The organism is Polymorphobacter megasporae (assembly GCF_018982885.2).
Classification (GTDB): domain Bacteria; phylum Pseudomonadota; class Alphaproteobacteria; order Sphingomonadales; family Sphingomonadaceae; genus Polymorphobacter_B; species Polymorphobacter_B megasporae.
In genome coordinates, this window is sequence record NZ_CP081848.1 from 2,211,631 (window position 1) to 2,232,296 (window position 20,666).

Here is a 20,666-nt window from a genome sequence, read left to right on the forward strand (position 1 = left end):
ACTGCTGCGTTAGAGCGTTCGAGCAGTTCAGTGGACTATCGAAACCGTGAAGGGAATAATGATGCGGAAATTTGCCGTAGCAATAGCGTTGGGTTCGACCGCGCTTGCCGGCCCGGCGCTGGCGAAAGACGATTCGTTCTATGTCGGCCTCGAAGGCGGCGGGATCATCTCGCAGGCTTCGTCGTTCGACCTGCGGACGACCGCCGGCGTTGCCTATAAGGCGCCGCTGCGCAACACCTACAACGTCGGCTACGACATCGACGGAATCCTCGGCTACGACTTCGGTATGTTCCGTACCGAGTTCGAGGTCGGCTACAAGCGTAACAACGTCGATTACGTTCAGGTCAACGGCGGCACTCCGCCGCTGACGCTCGCGAACGGTGTCGCCGGTGTTCCCGCGCTCGGCAACTATTACAACGCTCCCGGCAACCAGAACATCCTGTCGTTCATGGTCAACGGCCTCGTCGACTTCGGCGGCAAGGGGCGTGATTTCGGTGGTTACCTCGGCGGCGGCGTCGGCGTCGCTCGCGTCAAGCAGCAGGGTTATGGCTTCGCTGCTGGCGGTGCTCCGTATCTCGACGACAGCGACACGCACGTTGCGTGGCAGCTTCTCGCCGGCGTTTACAAGCCGCTGACCGACCACGTCGACGTGACGCTGAAGTATCGTTACTTCAACGTCGATAACGTCAACACGCTGACCTTCACCGGGAACCAGGCAAACACGCGCGTTCGTTCGCACAGCCTGCTCGTCGGTCTGACGTACAACTTCGGTGGCGAGACGCCGCCGCCGCCGCCGCCGGCTCCGATGGCTCCCCCGCCGCCGCCGCCGGCTCCGCTGCCGCCGTGCCCGCCGGCTGCCGTCACCCCCGGGCCGTTCCTCGTCTTCTTCGATTGGGATCGTTCGGTCATCACACCGGAAGCCGCCGCGATCCTCGATCGTGCCGCCGACCAGTATGCCTCGACGGGTCAGACCAGCGTCACGCTCGCCGGTCACGCCGACAAGTCGGGTAAGCCGGATTACAACGTTGCGCTGTCGCAGCGCCGCGCTGATGCGGTCAAGGCTTACATGACCGGCAAGGGTGTCGCCGCTGGCGTCATCACGACCGAAGCGTTCGGTGAGAGCCGTCCGCTGGTCGATACGGCCGACGGTGTTCGCGAACCGCAGAACCGCCGCGTCGAGATCACCTTCGGTGGTGCTCCGGCTCCGGCTTCCGCGGGTCCCTGCACCCCGCAGTAAGCGGATCACGAAAAAGGAAAGGCCGCCCGAAAGGGCGGCCTTTTTTTTGCGCGATTGCGATGAGTTCGACTGTCAGACCGAGGCAGTTTGCGCCGATGCGCGCGATCGTCCTTATCATCCCGCGAGATCGCGCACGTCGTCCTGACCCGGAAAGAAACCGGAAGTGACGGTGACGATATTTCGAAAAGTGCGTTGCTGATGCCGGGATGAAAGATCACCCGATCGCGGCTGATCTCAGCCGGACTTCAAAGAGGCGGGAGGTCGACCCCTGTCACTTCGATCGGGGTGAGCAACGCCTTGTGCGAGACCGGCGTTAGCCCGGCACGAACATCATCGCGTAATGCGGCGGCGCGCTTGCCCAGGTCGCCCTTGCGTAGCGTCAGCGCCGCGCGACCAGCGACCGCTGCCCGCTCGCAAAACGAGTATTGAGCATCGAGGGTCGAATAGCTGTTGTAGGTTTGCGTCGTATAGCGATCGAAGCTGTTCTGCGCCTGCGCCCCGTCATAGCGGCGGAAGTGCGCGACCATCGTCGCGCGGGCACGATCGAGTTCGTCCGAATGCTGGCGGAGAACATCGTTATAGTTTCGCACCGTCGCAAGGAACGGCGAGAATTGACACTGCAGCGCGGCGATGTTGAGTGCGGCGCGGACGCTCCACACCGCATTGGCCTCGGCTTCTGCAGGCGTCGTCGGCCGCAGCTTGACGGCATTCGGCGTCATCATCCCGTCTGCCGATCGTGTGAAGACTTCTTCGCCAGGCAGGGTTGCTGCGGGTGCTGCATCGACGGTCTTCGGTCGCGCGCGAACCGGCTTTTTCGCGGGAGCGGCGGCAGCATTTGCGATGGGAACACCGCAAACGCCCAAAACGGCGAGCGAGATGAAGGCCTGTCTTAGCATATTGCGACTGTCTCCGGCGCAGAACTCGGCGCCCGACAGCCTTACCGCCGCACATCGCGCGCCGCTAGAGTCTGTTTCCGCAATGCTGCGGCTTACCGCGGTGCGGCACCATCCTGTTGTAATATAACGTCGGATGGGCCGTCACACGGTGATCGATCTGGACAGACGTCTTTAGCCGAGCAGGCTACCGAGCTGCAGCGCAACCGACATGTCGCCATCGACCTTCAGCTTGCCCATCATGAACGCCATCTGCGGGTTCTGCTTGCCGCTCGCCATGTCCATGAAATCGGCCATCGAAACCTTGACCGTGCAATCGGTCGGGACGTTCTGATTGTCGACGACAGCCGGCGTCGCGGTATCGTCAATCCGGACGACACCATCGTCGCCGAAATCGAACTTGACCGATTTCTTGAGACCCGCACTCGCACCGACGCGCGTGCGCATGCCTTCAGTGATCTGTTCAAGGCTCATTGCTGTTCTCCCCAGCGGATTACGTGGTGTCGCGCGGACCGAACATTCTGCGATGAACTAAGTTCACGCAAACCGATCGGCCATAAAAGAAGGGCCGCCATTTGACTGGCGGCCCTTCCGAGATCGTGACGACCGAAGCTATTACGGCTTGGTGGTGGTCGTCGAATCCGTCGTCGTCGTGCTGGTGCCGCCCGAAGCCGGTGCCATCGCATCGCCAGCGGCGGGAGCGGTCGCCATCGCGTCGGCAGCGCCCGAAGCGGGGGCCATCGTCGTGGTGTCGGTTGCCATCGGCGCCGAAGCAGGCGTCGTGGTGTCGGTGGTGGTCGTGGTCGACGTCGTGTCGGCCTTCTTTTCGCCGCAAGCGACGACTGCCAGCGCGAGGCCGGCGACGAGCGTAACCGTCTTAATCTTCGTCATGAGATCACCCATCTTTGGACTCCTGTTCATCGTTTGCGAGCATGATAGCGGCGGTTTCGGTTCAGCCCTTATCCCCTAACCGTGGTGGACATTAGACAGAAACTTCTTCCCCCTCAAGCGTCATTGCGCATCTCCGTAACGGTTAAACGACCGATGAACCGCGACAGTTCCGTGTGCAGCGCAGCATCGATCGTTTCCATCGTCGACGGTCGGCCCAGTGCCAAGAGGCTCGTTACCGCCGATTCCGCGAGGCCGCACGGCACGATTCCGTCAAAATGCGCGAGATTTGGAGAGATATTGATCGCGACCCCGTGGAACGTGACCCAGCGGCGAATCCGGACACCGATCGCCGCGATCTTCGCGTCGTGATTTTCTGTGTGAACCCAGACGCCCACACGCGCCGGATCGGTGAAAGCGGCTACCCGCTCACGGGCAAGTGCTTCGATCACCCACGCCTCGAGTGCGGTGATGTATCGGCGGACGTCGCGCCCGCGGGCGTCGAGATCGAGCATGACATAAACGACGCGTTGGCCAGGCCCGTGATAGGTGTGTCGCCCGCCGCGCCCGGTAGCGTGAACCGGGAAGCGCGCATCGAGGACGTCGGCGGCATCGGCGCTGGTCCCCGCAGTGTATAGCGGCGGGTGCTCGACGAGCCAGATCAGCTCGCGCGCGGTTCCCGCCCGGATGGCCGCGACGCGCGCCTCCATCGCCGCGACCGCCTCGGCGTAATCGAGCAGCCCCGGTTCGACGCGCCATTCGATGGAGTCGGTCAACCCTCGCTCACAGCGACGCGGCGAACGCGCGAACGTCGGCAAGAAACAGTTCGGGCTCCTCAAGGCTGGCAAAATGGCCGCCGCGCGGCATCTCGGTGTAGCGAACGACATTATAGCCGCGCTCGACCATCGCACGCGGCGGGAAGGCGAGCAGGTCCTTTGGGAATGCCGCGACCGCGGTCGGCACTTCGATCCGCCGCCCTTGCGGGATCGCCGCGCCACCCTCCTCGAACATACCCTTGTAGATCCATGTTGCGGTGTTGAAGCTACGGGTCGTCAGGTAGATCATGATGTTGGTCAGCATCTGGTCGAGGCTGAACGGCGGGTCGACATAACCGTCGCGCCCGTCGCCGGTGTCGGACCAGCCGACGAACTTTTCGGCGAACCACGCTGCGACCCCCATCGGCGAATCCATCATCGCGAAGCCGAGGCTCTGCGGCTTGGTTCCCTGGAGCTGGAGATAGGCGGTCTCGCGGTCACGCACCTTCTGCGCCTTCATCAGCCACGCGACCTCGGCGGGCGTATCGGGGTGCATGTCGGCCGAGCGCAGCCCGTAGCCGCTGAGGTGGATCGCCTCGACCGTCGTGCTGTCAAGCCCGATCCAGCCGCCGATGACGCAGCCCCAGTCGCCGCCCTGATACAGATACCCGTCGTAACCTAGCACCGCCATCAGCCGGTCGTAGAGCCTCGCCATCGCGCGCGGCCCGATCGGCGACGCCGGCTTGTCCGACCACGCATACCCCGCCAGCGAAGGAGCGATCACATGGAAGGCAGGCCCATCCTCCACCTCAGGTTCGGCAAGGCGATCGACGATCGCGTCGAACTCGACGATCGACCCTGGCCAGCCGTGCGCGATCAACAACGGCCGCGCGTTCGGGCGCGTCGACCGGCGGTGAATACAGTGAAGCTTTAGCCCGGGCTCGACTTCGACGCGGAAATGCGGGTGGCGGTTGAGCCCGGCAACCGCTGCCGCCCAGTCGAAATCGTCGAGCCAATAGTCGCGCACCCGAGCCATGTACGCGCGGTTTGCTCCGTAATCCCATTTGGCATCGGTGGGCTCCTCGAAGAAGCGGTAGCCGGCGACGCGGTCGCGAATCCACGCCACTTCGTCGGCGTTGACCGGGATCGCGAACGGCTCGATCGTGTTCATGCTGCGAGCCTTTGCTTTGCCGTCGCGGCGATCAAATCGGCGGCCTTTTCGGCGATCATGATCGTCGGCGCATTGGTATTGCCCGAGACAAGATACGGCATCACCGACGCGTCGACGACGCGCAGCCCGTCGACTCCGCGAACGCGCAGAGATCCATCGACGACCGAGGCGTCGTCGGCTCCCATCCGGCAGGTGCCCACCGGGTGGTAGATCGTCTCGCCCCAGTCGCGCATTGCCGCGACGAGCACATCGCGCGATTGCACCGAAGCGCCGGGCCACGTCTCGGCGCCGCGAAACGCATCGAACGCCGGTGCCGCGCCGATCTTGCGGGCGATCGCGACCCCGGCGACGAGCGTGTCGACATCCTCATGCGCCGTCAGGTAGCGCGGATCGATCAGCGGCGGTGCGAGCGGGTCGGGACCGGCGAGGCGGATCGTCCCGCGGCTTTCGGGGCGGAGCTGGCAGACGTGCATCTGATAGCCGTGCTCGGGCGACATCGTCCCGCGGCCATGGGCATTGCCGCGCAACGGCATGAAATGGATCTGGATGTCGGGCGCGGCCAGCCCCTGGCGGGTCGAAACGAACGCGCCGGTCGGGGTCGGGATGTAGCTTCCCGGTCCCGATTTCGCGAACAGCCACGACGCCAGCGCCTTGACCTTGTTGAGGGTTGCCGCATTGGCATTGAGCGTGACCGGCTGGGTGCACGCCCATTGCACGATCAGGTCGAGATGGTCCTGGAGATTGCCGCCGACGTCGGCCCGGTCGGCGACGACCTCGATCCCGGTTGCGCGCAAATGCTCGGCCGGACCGACCCCCGACAACATCAGCAATTGCGGCGAGTTGACCGTACCGCCGCAGAGGATCACCTCGCGTGCCGTGACCGATTGCGCCTTGCCGTCGCGGACATAGGCGATGCCAGTCGCGCGGGTGCCGGCAAAAGTGACGCGCTCGACCTGGACGCCGGTACGGACCTCGAGGTTCGGGCGCTTCATCACCGGGGTCAAATACGCGCGCGCCGCCGACCAGCGGCTGCCGTTCTTGATCGTGCAATCGTAGCGCCCGGCGCCCTCGAACTGAGGTCCGTTGAAGTCGTCGGTGCGCGGATAGCCCGCTTCGACTGCCGCATCGATGAAGGCGTCGTTCAAGACGTGCGGCAGGCAGCGCGTGCTCGTGTGGAGCGGGCCGCCTTCACCGTGGAAGTCGCCGCCGCCGCGCTCGCTATGCTCGGAGCGGCGGAAATAGGGGAGGACGTCGCTCCACCCCCAGCCGGTCAGGCCTAACTGGGCCCAGCGATCGTAATCGCTCGCATGGCCGCGGATATAGACCATGCCGTTGATCGAAGACGATCCGCCCAGCACCCGGCCGCGCGGCCAGTAGAGCCTGCGGTCGTTGAGTTCGGCCTGCGGAACGGTCCAGAAGCCCCAGTCGTGCGGACTGTCCTTGTCGGGCGGAATGATCTGCGCGATTCCGCCGGGCATGTTGATCATCGTCCCATTGTCACGCCCGCCGGCCTCGAGCAGCAGGACGCGCGTTGCCGGATCAGCCGACAGCCGGTTGGCGAGAACGCACCCCGCCGATCCCGCGCCGACGATGATGAAGTCGAAATGATCGGCCATGATGCGAGCCCTCCCCAGAGCTTCGCGAGCCAGTCTAGGCGTTCGGGCCGTCCGGGCAAGCCGTGCTTGCGACGCCGAGTTCGGCTGCGACGCGCTCAAAAATGGCAGCGACCGCGTCGGCACCCGCTTCGGTGACGGCGCCGGCGGCGACCTCGGCGGGCGACCACAGCCACGACCGCGCTGGATCGTCGAGCATGTCCCACCGCGGAAACAGACGCGTCGCGACATCGGTCGCCCGTAAGGCCGTGATATCGAGGTGGCGGTCGTCGGCCACGATCCTGGCGAAGGCAGCGACGACCGCGTCGGTCGGCCCCTCGAGCAACTGCAGATAGATATCGTGGCGGCAGATGAGCGCGCCGGTCACTCCGTCGCGACTGTTGTTGCGCCGCGCGGCAACGAGGATGTTCGCGAGCGTCGCCGCATCATAGCCGAACGGCTGCGAGATATAGATCAATTGGCGCAGCATCTTGCCGTCCCCCAAACCGGTTTTACGGTACGCTACGGGATTGGCGGTCGCGCGTCGCCCCCTTCACATCGCCGCACCGCGCTGCCACATGAGTAGTGATGAGCGATCCCGCCGAACTAGTCGCCGCGGCTCCCTACGGGCGGGTTGAAATCCTCGCGCCGCTCGTGCGCCGGGTTCTCGCGCGCAATCCGTCGCCGTTCACGTACACCGGCACGGGGACGTACATCGTCGGCACCGGGACCGTCGCGATCATCGATCCCGGCCCCGACGACGCCGATCATATCGCCGCATTGCTCGACGCAGTCGCGGGCGAGACGGTCAGCCACATTGTCATCACCCACACCCACCGCGATCATTCCCCCGCCGCGCCTGCCGTCAAAGCCGCGACCGGGGCGATCGTCGTCGGCTGCGCGCGGCTGGTGCTCGACGATGCCGGGCCGCGCGCCGATGCCGGGTTCGACCGGACCTACGATCCCGACACGGTCCTCGCCGACGGCGACAGCGTGAGCGGCCCGGGCTGGACGCTGACCGCGCTCCACACCCCCGGCCACACGTCGAATCACCTGTGCTTTGCGCTGCCCGAGGCGCGCGCGCTATTTAGCGGCGACCACGTCATGGGCTGGTCGACGACCGTCGTTTCGCCGCCCGACGGTGATATGGCGGCGTACATGGCGAGCCTCCGCCTGCTGCTCGACCGCGACGACGCGGTCTATTACCCGACCCACGGCGCGCCGGTGACCGAACCGCAGCGGCTGGTCCGCGGCCTCATCACCCACCGCAAGCAGCGCGAGAACCAGATCGTCAAAAGCCTTGGCGACGGGCCGAAGTCGGTCCCCGACATGGTCGCGACGATGTACGCGAGCGTCGATCCGCGCCTCCATCCGGCGGCAGGCCTGTCGGTCACGGCGCACCTTATCGACCTGCGCGCCCGCGGGATCGTCGCCAACGACGGCGACGCGTGGGCGCTGGTCGCGTGAAGCGCTACGCCGTCCTGTGGGGCCTGATCGCCGGGCTGTTGTTTAGCGCCGCGCTGGTCGGCGTCTTCCGCGCGCCGCTCGTCGCGATGCTCCTCCGCGGTCCCGACCCGGTGTCGATCGCCGATGTGTCGTTGAACGCAGTCCAGGCGCAGAACAAGCTGACCGCCTTCGCCGCGCGCTTCACTGTCGCGGTGACCTCGCAGCAGACGCGGCTCGGGCTGTTCCACGCGACTAAGACGCTGATCGTTCCCGGAACCGTCCGCTACGAGCTCGACTGGAAGCAGGTAACGCGCCGCGATATCGGCTGGAACGCCGCGACGAAGACGTTGACGGTGACGATCCCGCGTCCCGCGATCGCCGGTCCCGAGATCGACCTGACGCGGATCCGCGAGTTCAAGGACGGCGCGCTGCTGCTCGCGATGACCGATGCCGAGGCGGCGCTCGACACCGCCAACCGCGCGCGTGTCCAGTCGGCTCTGCTCGACGAGGCCAAGGCCCCGGTCCTGATGACGCTCGCGAGCGATGCCACGCGCGCGGCAGTCGAACGCACCTTCAAGCTGCCGCTCGCTGCCGCCGGTCTCGACGCCGCCGTCGTCGTTCGTTTCCCCTAAGGAGTCCGCGCATGGACGCCCGCCTCAACCTGTTCGGCAAGTCGATCCCCGCCGGTATCGATCTCCACACCGAGATCGCGCGGCTGCGCAAGGAGCGCAACGCCGTCATCCTTGCGCATTATTATCAGGACCCGGTGCTGCAGGATCTCGCCGATTTCGTCGGCGACAGCCTCGACCTCAGCCGCAAGGCCGCCGCGACCGACGCCGCCGTCATCGCGTTCTGCGGGGTCAAGTTCATGGCAGAGGTGGCGAAGATACTGTCGCCGCAGAAGACCGTCGTCCTGCCCGACCTCGCCGCCGGGTGCAGCCTCGAGGACTCGTGCCCGCCCGACGAGTTCGGCGCGTTCCGCGCGGCGCACCCCGATCACATCAGCCTGACGTACATCAACTGCTCGGCGGCGGTGAAGGCGCACAGCGACATCATCGTGACGTCGTCGTCCGCCGAAAAGATCATCAACCAGCTCCCCCGCGACCAAAAAATCCTGTTCGCCCCCGACAAGCACCTCGGCGCGTGGCTCAACCGCAAGACCGGGCGCGACATGCTGTTGTGGGACGGGACGTGCATCGTCCACGAGCGCTTCTCAGTGACCGAGCTGCTCAAATTGAAGGCGCTCAACCCCGCCGCGCCGGTCCTAGCGCACCCCGAGTGCCCGGCGGCGATCCTCGACCTCGCCGATTACGTCGGCGCGACGAGCGGCATCCTCGATTACGCGCTCAAGTCGCCCGAGCCGACGCTGATCGTCGCCACCGAGCCAAACATCATCCACCAGATGCAGCTCCGCGCGCCGCACAAGGTGTTTATCGGCGCGCCGGGAGCCGACGGTAATTGCGGCTGCAACATGTGCCCGTTCATGGCGATGAACACGCTCGAAAAGCTGTACCTGTGCCTCCGCGACCTGACCCCGGTGATCGAGGTCCCCGAGGCGATCCGGGTGCGGGCGAAGCTGCCGCTCGACCGGATGCTCGAGATGGCGAGCGCGGTGACGCCGGTGCCGGTTACGGGGGATTGAGAATTGGGATTGCCATCGGCGCTGTCGTCGTCGGACTGGCCGTCGCGTTCCTTGTCGTTGTGGTCGTCGCACAACGTCGCTTCATTTACCCAGCGCCGCGAGCGACCGGAGAAATCTCAGCCCCCGGCTTCAGCCGGGTCGTCCTGCACACGGCGGATGGCCTCGACCTCGGCGCGCTTTACCGGCCCCGCCCTCGACGCCGGACCATCGTGTTCTTTCACGGCAACGGCGACAGTTTGCGTGGATCACTTGTCGCGACGCAGGTGATCGCCGCTGCCGGCTACGGCGTCCTGCTGCCTGAATACCGTGGCTACGGCGGCAATCCGGGATCGCCGAGCGAAAGCGGCCTTTACGCCGATGCCCGCGCGGCGACCGCGTTCCTTCGCCGGCGGGGCGTCGCCTCGGGCGACATCGTCGCCATCGGCAACTCGCTCGGCTCGGGTCCGGCGACCGAGGTCGCAACCGGTGAGAAGCTCGGCGGCCTGATGATCGTCTCCGGCTTCACCAGCCTGCCCGCGCTCGCTGCGGATGCAACGGGGTTGCCGATCGCGCCGCTGATTTGGGACAAGTACGACAACGCGGCGAAGCTGACCGGATCGACCATACCAATCGTAGTCCTTCATGCCGACAATGATCAGGTTATCCCGATATCGCACGGCCAACGCCTGGCATTGGCGAGCAAGACGTTTCTCCTGGTGTTTGCGGGCGTAGGTCACGGCCTGGCCTATGTGCCTGCAGCCGGAACTGCCGAAGTTCGGTGGCTCGATGGGCTCGACAGTAAGATGTCGAGCCGGACAAAGCCCGTGCCGGCAGGTGGCGATTAGCCGACCTGCGCCAGCAGCTCCGCGCGCACATCGAGACTTCAGGTTTCTTCACTGAGCCGTGTCATGCCCACTTGCCGTGAAATCGGAAGGCGCTAAGCCAACGCCGTGGCTTTTTCCCTCCCCAAATTCGACCTAGACTCCTTTATCCGCGCGACGCTCGCCGAGGATTTGGGGGAGGGGGGTGACGTCACCTCCGCCGCGGTCATTCCCGCCGACGCGCGTCTCACCGCGCTGATAGCGAGCCGCGACGCGGTCGTCGTCGCCGGACTGCCGCTCGCCGAGGCGTTCTTCCGGGCGCTGGATGCGGGCGTCGTCGTCGAGCATCTCGCCGCCGACGGCGACCGCGTCGCCGCCGGGACCGCGCTATTGCGGCTGACCGGCACCGCCCGCGCGCTCCTCGCCGCCGAGCGGTCGGCGCTCAACACCGTCCAGCACCTGACCGGGATCGCAACGATGACGCGGACCTATGTCGACGCGATCGCGGGGACCGGCGCAATACTGCTCGACACGCGCAAGACGCTGCCCGGGCTGCGGCTCCTCGAGAAATACGCGACGCGGATGGGCGGGGCGACCAACCATCGGCTGCGGCTCGACGACGGCGTGATGATCAAGGACAACCATGTCGCTATTGCCGGGGGCATCACTCCCGCCGTCGCGGCGGCCAAAGCAGCTGGCCTCGGACGGACGTCCGATCCGGCGAGCGTCGGCCCAGATAACGTCGGCATCGTCGTCGAGGTCGACCGGATCGACCAGATCGAGCCCGCGCTCGCCGCCGGGGCCGACAGGCTGCTGCTCGACAATATGGACGTGCCGACGCTGCGCGAGGCAGTCGCCTTGATCGCCGGACGCGTGCCCACCGAGGCGAGCGGGGGCGTCCGGCTCGACACGATCCGCGCGATCGCCCAGACCGGGGTCACCTTCATTTCGGTCGGACGGCTGACCCAGTCGGCCCCGGCGGCGGACATAGGGCTCGACTATGCTTGACCTGTTCCTGAGCCTTGCGCTCGCCGCGACCACCGCGTGCTCGGTCCCCGCCGACCTTACCCCCGCTCCGGCGCAGCCGCAGGAGGAGAGCCGGATCGTCCCGGTGACCAAGCTCGTCCTCGCATTTTACTGGTGGCCGCAGGAATGCCGCCGCGGTGAGGCAACCGGCACGCAGGGGTGCGCGAGCGGTTTCGGGTTTCGCGTCCACGGCCTGTGGCCCGACGGCGCGGGCAAGACCTATCCGCAATTCTGCCGCGCGCCGACCCCGCTCGACCTACTCGAGGTCAAGCGCAACTATTGCCTGACACCGTCGGCGTCGCTGCTCCAGCACGAATGGGCGAAACACGGCACCTGCAACTGGGCGACGTCGTCCGCATATTTCGCCCAGGCGCGGAGTATCGCCGCCAAAATCTCGCTTCCCGAAATCGATGCACCGGGCAAGGAAGCGACTGCGGGCTCGATCCGCGATGCGTTTGTCGCCGCCAATCCGGCGATGCCGCGTCAGGCGCTGTTCGTCGCGACCGATAAGAATCAGTGGCTTACCGAGGTGCGCGTCTGCCTCACTCTCGCTGGCCGTCCTGACCGCTGCGAGGGTGGCGACACCGGCGCCCCTGATTCGGTTTCGGTTCGCATCTGGCCGCGCTGACGGCTCGACCGACATAAGTTAAGCCGTCGTTCATCGCTTCGGCGATCGGTTCGCCGCGCCTTAAGCCCGCTTGGCCCAGAGTCTCGTTCCGTTCGCTTGGCAGCCGCTGCGCCGGGTGGTCAAACCCGCCTTGGGGACAAAGCGGACGGGATCGCGGCCACCGGGGGACACGGGGACGCGGTGCTTGTCCGGAATAATCGCGAAAAGCTCGGGGGTTGCCACCGTTATGAATCGACTCGACGCTGTCCGCAGCACGGTAGTGTCGACCGTACAACGCTGGTTACCCGAGCATTTCATCGTCTGGCACCGCACCAGCGGGGTCTCCAACATCCGGGTAGGGACGACAGCGCAGCTTATGGCAATCGGTGGCACGGCACTTGTGGCGACCTGGCTCGGCATGGCGACGATGAACATGATGTCGGGACAATCCGGCGAAATCGCCGCGAAATCGGCTGAACTTGCGCGGATGCAGGCGCGGCTGGTGGCGATGAAGTCGGACAGTTCGAACCTAAAGGGCGTCGTCGCTGACCGTGCCGCTGCGATCGAGAAGCGCCAGGCGTTCCTCGCCGCGCTGCTCCTGCCGAACCACGACCTGACCAAGCTCGCCGCGATGCTGCCGCGGTCGGGCGATATCGCCACCGCGAGCGACCTGCTCGCCGCCCCCGCCGCGGCGGTGATCGAGCCGTTCCGCAAGCTCGAGTCCGAACAGCTCGCCTTCGTCGACAAGGCGACCACCGCCGCCGACGCGCGGTTGCGCGATACCCAGTCGTTAATTCGCCGCCTCGGGCTCGATCCCGACCGCTTGATGTCGGCGTCGGCATTCGACGCCGCGCCCGCGGGCTTCGGCGGGAGCGCGATCGGCGGCATGGGCGGTCCGTACATTCCGGTCCACGCGCCGGTCGATGCCGAGCCGCGCTTCAAGGGCCTGTTCCTCAGCTGGAAGAAGCTCCAGTCGCTCGAGGCTGCACTGACGGTGATCCCGTCGTTCGTGCCGGTGAAAAGCTACAGCTATTCGTCGGGCTTCGGCGTCCGCTACGACCCGTTCACCGGCATGAGCGCGATGCACGCCGGGCTCGACATGGCGGGATCGATGGGCGAGCCGATCTACGCCGCCGCCGCCGGGACGGTCACCACCGCCGGCCGCTCGGGCGCGTACGGCAATTGCGTCGAAGTCAGCCACGGCAAGGGTCTCGCCACCCGCTATGGCCATTTGTCGGCGATCCTGGTCCACCCGGGCGAGGTCGTGAAGCAGGGCGAAGTCATCGCGCGGATGGGCTCGACCGGGCGTTCGACCGGCACCCATCTGCATTTCGAGGTCCGTATCGACGGCCGCGCGGTCAACCCGCGCCCGTATCTCGACGCGTCGGAATATGTCCTCGCGGCGCAGCACGGGGCGGGGACCAACGTCGCCGTCGGGCCGATGGCGATCTCCTCGCTCTGACAGCGTTGTGCCGCGGGCCGCGACGCCCTACATCGGGACTATGAGCACCGTCCTTCTCTCGTCCGCCGCCGCCGCCCGCGTTGCCGCGATCGCCGTGAAGCAGGGCAAGCCCGGATTGAAGCTGCGCCTCGCGGTCGACGGCGGCGGCTGTGCCGGTTTCCAGTATAAGTTCGGCCTCGAAAGCGTCGCGGCGGACGACGATCTCGTCGTCGAGACCGACGGGATCGCGATGCTTGTCGACCCGATCAGCCTGCCGTTCCTCGACGGGGCGCAAGTCGACTATGTCGAGACGATGGGCGCGGCGGCGTTCAAGGTGACCAATCCGAATGCGGCGAGCGGCTGCGGCTGCGGGTCGTCGTTCTCCGTCTAGCCCGTCCGTGAAACTGCGAGGCGATCCCGCGTGAAGATCGCGACCTTCAACATCAACGGCATCGGCGCTCGCTTGCCGCGTCTGCTCGACTGGCTCGCCGAGGCGACCCCCGACGTCGTCTGTCTCCAGGAGATCAAGACCGTCGACGAGAAGTTTCCTGTCGCCGAGATCGCCGCCGCGGGCTACCGCTCATTGGTCCACGGCCAGAAGGGCTTCAACGGCGTTGCGATCCTGTCGCGCGCCGAGGCGGTCGAGACCAAGCGCGGCCTCGACGGCGACCCCGCCGACGACCATTCGCGCTATCTCGAAGCCGAAGTCGAGGGTGTCCGCATCGCGTCGATCTACCTCCCCAACGGCAATCCGCAACCGGGTCCGAAATTCGGTTACAAGATCGCATGGTTCGCGCGACTGTCGGAGCGGGCGCGGGCGTTGAGCGCGCTCGAGCGGCCGGTCGTGCTCGCGGGCGACTACAACGTCATCCCGACCGCCGAGGATGTCTTCAATGAGGTCGCGATGTCGCACGACGCGCTGACCCAGCCCGAAACTCGCGCCGCGTTCCGCACGCTGCGTCACGCTGGCTGGACCGACGCGATCCGCAGTGTCCAGCCGACGGGCCGCGCCTATACCTTCTGGGACTATCAGGCAGGGGCATGGCCGCGCGACAGCGGCCTGCGCATTGACCACCTGTTGCTCTCGCCGTCTGCCGCCGACCGGCTGGTCAACGCGGGCATCGACCGTGCGGTCCGCGGCGGCGAGCGCGCATCGGACCACGTGCCGGCATGGGTCGAATTGCGGGGCTGAAACGACCCCCACATCGTGTGGACTTCTTAGACTTTCGCCGACTTCCCCTCCTCAAATGGGAGAGGAAAACCACCCTGACATCGTGTGGACTTCGTGGACTTCCGGCTTAAACCAGCGAGCGCTCGAAGATCCGGTAGGTCTTCGTCACCTCGGCCTCGATGACATCGGCAATGCTGCGCATCGGGCCATTGTCCTCGAGAATCCAGCCGATCTCGCCGCGCTTGGCGCCGTAATTCTCGACCGCCGTGCGGCGGATATATTCGATCATCTGGAAGACCATGATCGACGCCAGCCGGCTGCCCTGAAGCGACTTGCGGACCCCCATAAGCGGCACGCGGATGCGACGGACCTTGGGCTTGCGTAGCCGCCATAGCAGCTTGGCCCAGTTGAATGGGAACAGCTTGCCGCCAAGGTCAGCGGTGAATTCGTTGAGGTCGGGGAGCGAAATCAAGAAGCCCACCGGCTCGCCGTCGATCTCGGCGATACGGATCATGTCATTATAAACGATCGGCTTGAGCTTGACCCCCACGTGCGCGACCTCAAGCGGCGTCAGCGGCACGAAGCCCCAATTTGCCGACCAGGCATCGTTCAAGATGTCCATGATGATCGCCGCTTCCTCGGCGAACTTCGACTTGTCGACCATGCGGGTCTTGATCTTGCCGCTCTTCTCGCTCGCCGCGACGATCCGCTGGACGATGTCGGGGAAGGGCTTGTCGATCTGGAGCTCGTAAGTGTGGAGATCCTTGATCCCGGCATAGCCGTGCGCCTCGATCAGCTTGGCGTAATAGTTGAGATGGTGCCCCATCATCACCGTCGGCGGGCGGTCGAAGCCGTCGACGAGCAAGCCGGGCTCATCCCAGATCGAGATGCTGAACGGCCCCATCGCACTGGTCATGCCCTCGCCGCGCAGCCAGGTCTCGGCGGTGTTAAGCAGCAGGTCGGCGACGCGCTGGTCGTCGATCGACTCGAACATGCCCCAATGGCCGATGCCCGTGCCCATGTGTTCAAGCACAAGGCTATCGACCTGCGCCGAAATCCGGCCGACGATCTTGCCGTCCTGCATCGCCATCCAGAACTTGGCGTAGCCGTGCCCGAACCACGGATTCTTCTCGATACCGGTGATCAGTTCGAGTGCTTCGCCACGCAGCGGGGGGACCCAATTCGGATCGCTCTTGTAGAGCGTATAGATCAGGTCGATGAACTTGCCGCGATCTGCGGCGGTGATTGCTTCGACGATCTTGAGCTCGCCCCCCGACTTGCTCATGCTGCTTTACGCTCCGGTTCTTTGGTGGTGACGCGATCGCGCTGGCGCGGATGGCCTGCGGCAACGCCGCCCGACAGGTCGGCGACCCACGGATATACTGCGGCGACGTCCTCGGTGTAGCCGAGGTTGAATACCGTCGCGCTGCGCGTCGGGCGCTCGATACGCTCGTAGAACGTGCCGAACAGCCGGTCCCACGCGAAATTGGTGATGCCAAAATTGCCGGTCTCGTCGTGGAAGTGATGCGCCATGTGACGCGCCTTCATTGCGACGAGAATCTTGCTCTTCGGCTTGTACGACAGGTGCTGAATGCAGTGGCAGAACTCGTAGAAGCACGTCGTTAGCACGCCGGTCGCGAGCGCCAATGCAGCACCACCGACCCCGCCGATCGCATAACCGAACGGCAGCGTCATGATGAACACCGGTGGCAGCTCGCTCTTGAGAGTGCCGAACAGGATTTCGAGGTGATTGGGGTCTTGGTGGTGATCGTAATGGATCCGCTTCCACGTCGACGCGAGGAACGGCACTTTCCACATCCACTGGCTATGCAGCACCCAGCGGTGCAGGCAATACCAGACGAGCGGGTAGACTAGCATGACGAACCCGGCGGCGGCGGCACCGCGGACCAGCGTCGTCGGCTGCCACAGCGCCACGCCAATCGCGAGCGCGGCGATAACGAGGTAAGTGCGGATCGTGTAATATTGAAAATAGGCAACGACGAGCTCGCGCAACGTCATCTTGTTAAGGTAATGCGACCGGCTCCAGATTGCGGTCGATGTATCGGCGACAGCTTTCACTGGTCGTGCTCCATGCTTGGCCAAGCGATGTAGGAACGCAATGCGGCGCTTTTAGGACGCATGGGTAAGCCTGAATGTCGCGGCGTCACTCTTCGGAGCGGAACAGGACCGCCTCGCCGATCAGGAAAAACAGCAGGAAAGCCGACCATGCCGCCAGCAACGGCGGCACCGTGCCGAAATTGCCCATCGCAACGACGAAGTTATCGGCAACGAAAAAGGCGAAGCCAAGGAACATGCCGATCACGGCGCGGACGAACAGCCGCCCCGACCGGGCCAGCCCGAACGCCGCGACCGCGCCGAGCAGCGGCATCAGAATTGCGGACAATGGCCCAGAAATCTTGTGGTTCGCCGCCGCGACGAGCGAGGTCACCCGCTTGCCCGCGGCGCGCTGCTGGCTGATCTCGGGGAGCAAGTCCCAGAACGGCGTGAACGCGGCGGTGACGACGGTCGTCGTGAATTGCGCCGGCATAACGGGGCTGGGAAAATCGGCGCTCGGCGACTTCGCCTCGGTGCCCTTGGCGACATTGAACGTGGCAACGTCGCGCAATGCCCAGCCGCCGCGCATCGGCCGCGCGGTTGCGGCGCGGACGACCGATACGAGGCGGTCCTTGGTGCGGTCGTAAATCGTGACGTCGTGAAGCACAGTCTGGTCGCCGCCGCCGGTGACCGAGCCGGCGTGGAACAGGTCGTCGCCGCCCTTGACCCAGGCATCGGTTGCGGCGGTGGTGATCGGCGCGAGCTTGCCGTATTCGACCGCCTGCCACGCGGCAAGCGACTTGTTCGCCTTGACCACGACGCTCTCGTTGAAGACGAAGTTGATGGCGGCGATGCCGAGTGCTGCGACGATCAGTGGCGCCAGGATCTGGTGCGCCGAGATCCCCGCCGACTTGAAGATTACCACCTCCGAATTGGCGTTGAGCGTCGTCAGCGTTACCAGCGTGCCGAGCAGCACCGCGAACGGCAGGAACAGCGCGATGATCTGCGGGACGCGCAGCGCAACGTAATGCCAGAGGTCGGCGTCGGTGTTGCCCGGGACGACGAGAATCTTGCTCGATTCACCCAGCAGGTCGAGCGTCATCAAGATGACGACCAGCCCGCCGAGAAAGGCAAACGTGCGCGTCAGCAGCAGCCGGGCGGTGTAGAGCGCGATCGTTCGCGACGGGAACAACGTCATTCGGCCGGAACTTCACTGCCCGCCGCGGCTGCGGGAGCTTTGCTCTCAAGCCACGGCGCAGGGCGCTTGATCATCCCGGCGACGATGCTGGCGAGCTTGCCGAACCAGCGGTCGAGCGCGCCGATGGGCTGGCCTCCGGGGATATAGGCAAGGACATAGTACAGCCAGAACGACAATGCCGAGAAGCCGGCGAACGGTACCCATTGCGCGAGCACGGGATCGACCCGCCCGGCACCACCCATCGCCTCGCCGTACTGGCTGGTCTTGTGGAAAGTCACCAGCAGGATGATCGACAGGAACACGCCGAGTGCCGAGGTCGACCGCTTTGGCGGTACAGCGAGCGCGACCGCGAGGAACGGGAGGACGAGCATCACCAGAACGAGCACCAGCCGCCGGTTCAACGCGGCGATGCTCTGCTGATGCAGAATACGTGCGACATCGGCCTTGCCGGCGCGGGCGAGTTCGGGGAGCGTCAGCTCGGCGTTCTCGTCGCCACGGGCGCGAAAACTACCGATCGACGGCAGGTTGACCGGCAGGTCCTGCTGCTTGAACGTCAGCACGCGCGGCACGACGAAATTCGACGCGGTGTGGACCATCGTCCCGTTCGTCAGGCGGAGCAGGATGACGTCGGGATCGTCGGTCGACAGGAATGTGCCGCGCTCGGCGGTGACCGCGACCGACTGGCCGTTCTTGCCCTCGGTTCGCACGAACAGCCCGCGCAGGTCGCTGCCCTTGGCGTGACTCTCCTCGACTCGCAGCGTCGTGTTCTTGGCGAGCTTGGCGAACTCGCCGACCTTGATCGATGCGCCGAGCGCGCCTGAGCGCAATTCGAATTGTAACCCTTCATAAGCATAGCGCGAATAGGGCTCGAGGAAGCCGACGATGACGAAGTTGACCCCGGCGAAGACGATCGCGAGCAGGATCGGCACGCGCATCAGCCGGTTGTACGACACCCCGGCGGCGCGCAACGCATCGAGCTCGCTCGACAGTGCGAGGTTGCGGAACGCGAGCAGGATGCCGAGCATCACCCCGATCGGGATGCCGAGCGACAGATATTCGGGAACGAGATTGCCGAGCATCTTCCACACGACCGACACCGGCCCGCCTTCGTTCATCACGAAGTCAAACAATTTCAGCATCTTGTCGAGCAGCAGCAGCATCGCCGCAATCGTCAGGCAAGCGAGCAGCGGCACGAGGATCAGCCGGGCGAGGTAGCGGTCGAAGCCGGTAAGGAAACGCAAAGCCGCTAAAGCCTCAGAAATCGCGCCGGACCGGAACGGTCGACGAATGGGAGCATATAGACTGCCACCCGTCCGCGGTCATCGGTAAATTTCGACGACCGAACGACACGTGATGAAAGGTCCGCCCGGTCTGCTTTTGAGAGAAGCTGTCTCGCGGTATGTGCACCACCAATGCAAGTCTCAACCTACAACTTACAAATGAGGATAGCCGGTCAAGCCGAACGTCGCTGGCTTGCTGTGCGGAAGAACCACCAGCGCCTCATATCCATGAATGAGATCGCGTAGCGCGTCGGCATCTTTCGCGGAGAGCCCGGTGACGTAGCGCTTGGCGAACGGCCTGAGCGCAGCGAGATCGATGACCAGCGGCGTAACGGGCTCGTCGCGCGGCAGGAGCGGGCGGAGCCACGCGTCGATCTCCTCCCAGCCTTTTGGGCCCTCGGACGCCAGCGCGTAGATTCCGAACGCCTCCGAGCCATTGGCGATTGCAAATTCATGGAGAAAATTGCCGAACGTCCACGCCGATCCGGGGCTGCGACCGTGGTACATGTGCCACGCGCCAAATTTGGCTAAGACCTTCGGAACCGCGCCGGTCGTCGATGCCCGGCGGTAATGGCGCATAAACCCCTGCTTGAGCCACGCCTCACGCGTCGTGTTATTATACAGGCCGACCGGTTCGCCGGCTTGGGCGCGGACGGCATAGGTGTAGATTTCCGACGACTTGATCATCCCCGTCAGGAGAAGATCGGCTTCCGTTCCCTCGGCGGGAGACCAGTCGTCGCGCAAATGCTGAAGTGCCGGCAGCGTCGTCAGGCTATGCAGCCCGAAAAACTGTATCCAGCCCTTGCGGTCCGCCTCCAGAGAACGTGCCTCACGGAGCAGCGCGTCGGTGCGGGTCCGCAGCGCCGGCGTCGGCGCGAGTTGCGCCAGCTTCTCGAGATAGCGGACGGCACCCTGCGCCTGCTCGACGCCCCACACCGGATCGTCGACGCCGCGATCGGACAGGGCGTCACCGAGAAACGCTAAATCCTCATCCGACGCGAACCCGAGCATCGTCGGGTACGGCTTGAGCGCAGTCGCCATTTTTTGCGGATTGCCCGCGGCATCTGCCGCCGACAGTGTCTCGATCGCCATAGGGTCCTGTTCGACCACGGCGTAGCGAAAGCCCTGATGCTCGCGAAGCTCGCGATACAGCGCCCGGTCGAACATCGGCACGAGGTGATCGTCGTGCGGATTCTCGCCCGCAAGCACGAACTGCACGTGTTTCGTCGCGTCGAGCAGAAAATCGGCGCCCGCCCCGGACAGGCGTTCAGACTTCAGCTCGAACGGCAGCGTGGCGCGCGCGAGGACGGCCGTAATATCGATCGCTGGTGCTGCGGTCGGCGCGTCGGCGGCAAATGCCTGCCCGGTCAACGACAACGCCGAGACCGCCAACCAAAAACTTCTACGCAACATACGCATGCCATGTCCCCCGGTGCCCAAGGTGCCATGCATGCGCAATACACC

The 20,666-nt window shown here is 65.2% G+C and carries 22 protein-coding genes; 10 read left to right on the forward strand and 12 right to left on the reverse strand.

Features of this window, described 5'->3' with window-relative positions; genetic code table 11:
- The first annotated feature begins 61 nt into the window (after positions 1-61).
- Positions 62-1,237, forward strand: a complete 1,176-nt coding sequence (locus KTC28_RS10530) for an OmpA family protein (protein WP_216710816.1) — start codon at positions 62-64, stop codon at positions 1,235-1,237.
- 245 nt (positions 1,238-1,482) lie between these two features.
- Here KTC28_RS10530 and KTC28_RS10535 read toward each other — a convergent pair whose 3' ends face one another.
- The 7 genes from KTC28_RS10535 to KTC28_RS10565 form a co-directional block, all read right to left on the reverse strand.
- A complete protein-coding gene (locus KTC28_RS10535) occupies positions 1,483-2,133 on the reverse strand; it encodes a hypothetical protein (protein ID WP_223132236.1) in 651 nt (216 codons plus the stop codon).
- 171 nt (positions 2,134-2,304) lie between these two features.
- Positions 2,305-2,604: an SCP2 sterol-binding domain-containing protein gene (locus KTC28_RS10540; RefSeq protein WP_216710814.1), complete on the reverse strand. Its 300-nt coding sequence runs from the start codon at positions 2,602-2,604 to the stop codon at positions 2,305-2,307.
- Positions 2,605-2,745: 141 nt separating this feature from the next.
- Complete coding sequence (locus KTC28_RS10545) at positions 2,746-3,021, reverse strand: hypothetical protein (RefSeq protein ID WP_216710813.1); 276 nt, start codon at positions 3,019-3,021, stop codon at positions 2,746-2,748.
- Positions 3,022-3,134: 113 nt separating this feature from the next.
- Positions 3,135-3,794, reverse strand: a complete 660-nt coding sequence (gene lipB, locus KTC28_RS10550) for a lipoyl(octanoyl) transferase LipB (RefSeq protein ID WP_255601913.1) — start codon at positions 3,792-3,794, stop codon at positions 3,135-3,137.
- A 7-nt stretch (positions 3,795-3,801) separates the two neighbouring features.
- Positions 3,802-4,944: an epoxide hydrolase family protein gene (locus KTC28_RS10555; RefSeq protein ID WP_216710811.1), complete on the reverse strand. Its 1,143-nt coding sequence runs from the start codon at positions 4,942-4,944 to the stop codon at positions 3,802-3,804.
- Entirely contained in the window at positions 4,941-6,560 is a 1,620-nt protein-coding gene (locus tag KTC28_RS10560; RefSeq protein WP_216710810.1) for a GMC family oxidoreductase, read from the reverse strand. The genes KTC28_RS10555 and KTC28_RS10560 overlap by 4 nt, the downstream gene beginning before the upstream one ends.
- A gap of 34 nt (positions 6,561-6,594) precedes the next feature.
- Complete coding sequence (locus tag KTC28_RS10565) at positions 6,595-7,026, reverse strand: BLUF domain-containing protein (protein ID WP_216710809.1); 432 nt, start codon at positions 7,024-7,026, stop codon at positions 6,595-6,597.
- A gap of 98 nt (positions 7,027-7,124) precedes the next feature.
- Between KTC28_RS10565 and KTC28_RS10570 the strand changes: the two genes are divergently transcribed.
- The 9 genes from KTC28_RS10570 (at position 7,125) to xth (ending at position 14,690) form a co-directional block, all read left to right on the forward strand.
- Positions 7,125-8,003: an MBL fold metallo-hydrolase gene (locus KTC28_RS10570; RefSeq protein WP_216710808.1), complete on the forward strand. Its 879-nt coding sequence runs from the start codon at positions 7,125-7,127 to the stop codon at positions 8,001-8,003.
- Positions 8,000-8,614 carry a DUF4230 domain-containing protein gene (locus KTC28_RS10575; RefSeq protein ID WP_255601914.1) on the forward strand — a complete coding sequence of 205 codons (615 nt, stop codon included), beginning with the start codon at positions 8,000-8,002 and terminating at the stop codon, positions 8,612-8,614. Before KTC28_RS10570 ends, KTC28_RS10575 begins: the two co-directional genes overlap by 4 nt.
- Before the next feature lie 11 nt (positions 8,615-8,625).
- Entirely contained in the window at positions 8,626-9,624 is a 999-nt protein-coding gene (nadA, locus tag KTC28_RS10580) for a quinolinate synthase NadA (RefSeq protein ID WP_216710806.1), read from the forward strand.
- Entirely contained in the window at positions 9,621-10,448 is an 828-nt protein-coding gene (locus KTC28_RS10585) for an alpha/beta hydrolase (RefSeq protein ID WP_216710805.1), read from the forward strand. Before nadA ends, KTC28_RS10585 begins: the two co-directional genes overlap by 4 nt.
- Positions 10,449-10,553: 105 nt before the next feature.
- Positions 10,554-11,432 carry a carboxylating nicotinate-nucleotide diphosphorylase gene (nadC, locus tag KTC28_RS10590; RefSeq protein WP_216710804.1) on the forward strand — a complete coding sequence of 293 codons (879 nt, stop codon included), beginning with the start codon at positions 10,554-10,556 and terminating at the stop codon, positions 11,430-11,432.
- On the forward strand, positions 11,425-12,078 hold the full coding sequence (locus KTC28_RS10595) for a ribonuclease T2 family protein (protein ID WP_216710803.1): 654 nt from the start codon (positions 11,425-11,427) through the stop codon (positions 12,076-12,078). The genes nadC and KTC28_RS10595 overlap by 8 nt, the downstream gene beginning before the upstream one ends.
- A gap of 226 nt (positions 12,079-12,304) precedes the next feature.
- On the forward strand, positions 12,305-13,519 hold the full coding sequence (locus KTC28_RS10600; RefSeq protein ID WP_216710802.1) for a M23 family metallopeptidase: 1,215 nt from the start codon (positions 12,305-12,307) through the stop codon (positions 13,517-13,519).
- Positions 13,520-13,559: 40 nt separating this feature from the next.
- Positions 13,560-13,889, forward strand: a complete 330-nt coding sequence (gene erpA, locus KTC28_RS10605; protein ID WP_216710801.1) for an iron-sulfur cluster insertion protein ErpA — start codon at positions 13,560-13,562, stop codon at positions 13,887-13,889.
- Positions 13,890-13,919: 30 nt separating this feature from the next.
- Positions 13,920-14,690, forward strand: coding sequence for an exodeoxyribonuclease III (xth, locus tag KTC28_RS10610; protein ID WP_216710800.1), 771 nt, complete (start codon positions 13,920-13,922; stop codon positions 14,688-14,690).
- Positions 14,691-14,796: 106 nt separating this feature from the next.
- On the opposite strand, the gene KTC28_RS10615 is transcribed toward xth, so the two are convergent.
- The 5 genes from KTC28_RS10615 to KTC28_RS10635 form a co-directional block, all read right to left on the reverse strand.
- Entirely contained in the window at positions 14,797-15,954 is a 1,158-nt protein-coding gene (locus tag KTC28_RS10615) for an N-acetyltransferase (RefSeq protein ID WP_216710799.1), read from the reverse strand.
- Positions 15,951-16,688, reverse strand: a complete 738-nt coding sequence (locus KTC28_RS10620; RefSeq protein ID WP_216710848.1) for a sterol desaturase family protein — start codon at positions 16,686-16,688, stop codon at positions 15,951-15,953. The genes KTC28_RS10615 and KTC28_RS10620 overlap by 4 nt, the downstream gene beginning before the upstream one ends.
- Positions 16,689-16,833: 145 nt before the next feature.
- Positions 16,834-17,922 (reverse strand): LPS export ABC transporter permease LptG, encoded by a 1,089-nt coding sequence (gene lptG, locus KTC28_RS10625; RefSeq protein ID WP_216710798.1) that lies wholly within the window; start codon positions 17,920-17,922, stop codon positions 16,834-16,836.
- Positions 17,919-19,163, reverse strand: a complete 1,245-nt coding sequence (locus tag KTC28_RS10630) for an LptF/LptG family permease (protein WP_216710797.1) — start codon at positions 19,161-19,163, stop codon at positions 17,919-17,921. Before KTC28_RS10630 ends, lptG begins: the two co-directional genes overlap by 4 nt.
- 192 nt (positions 19,164-19,355) lie before the next feature.
- Positions 19,356-20,621 (reverse strand): hypothetical protein, encoded by a 1,266-nt coding sequence (locus KTC28_RS10635; protein ID WP_216710796.1) that lies wholly within the window; start codon positions 20,619-20,621, stop codon positions 19,356-19,358.
- Between the last annotated feature and the right edge of the window lie 45 nt (positions 20,622-20,666).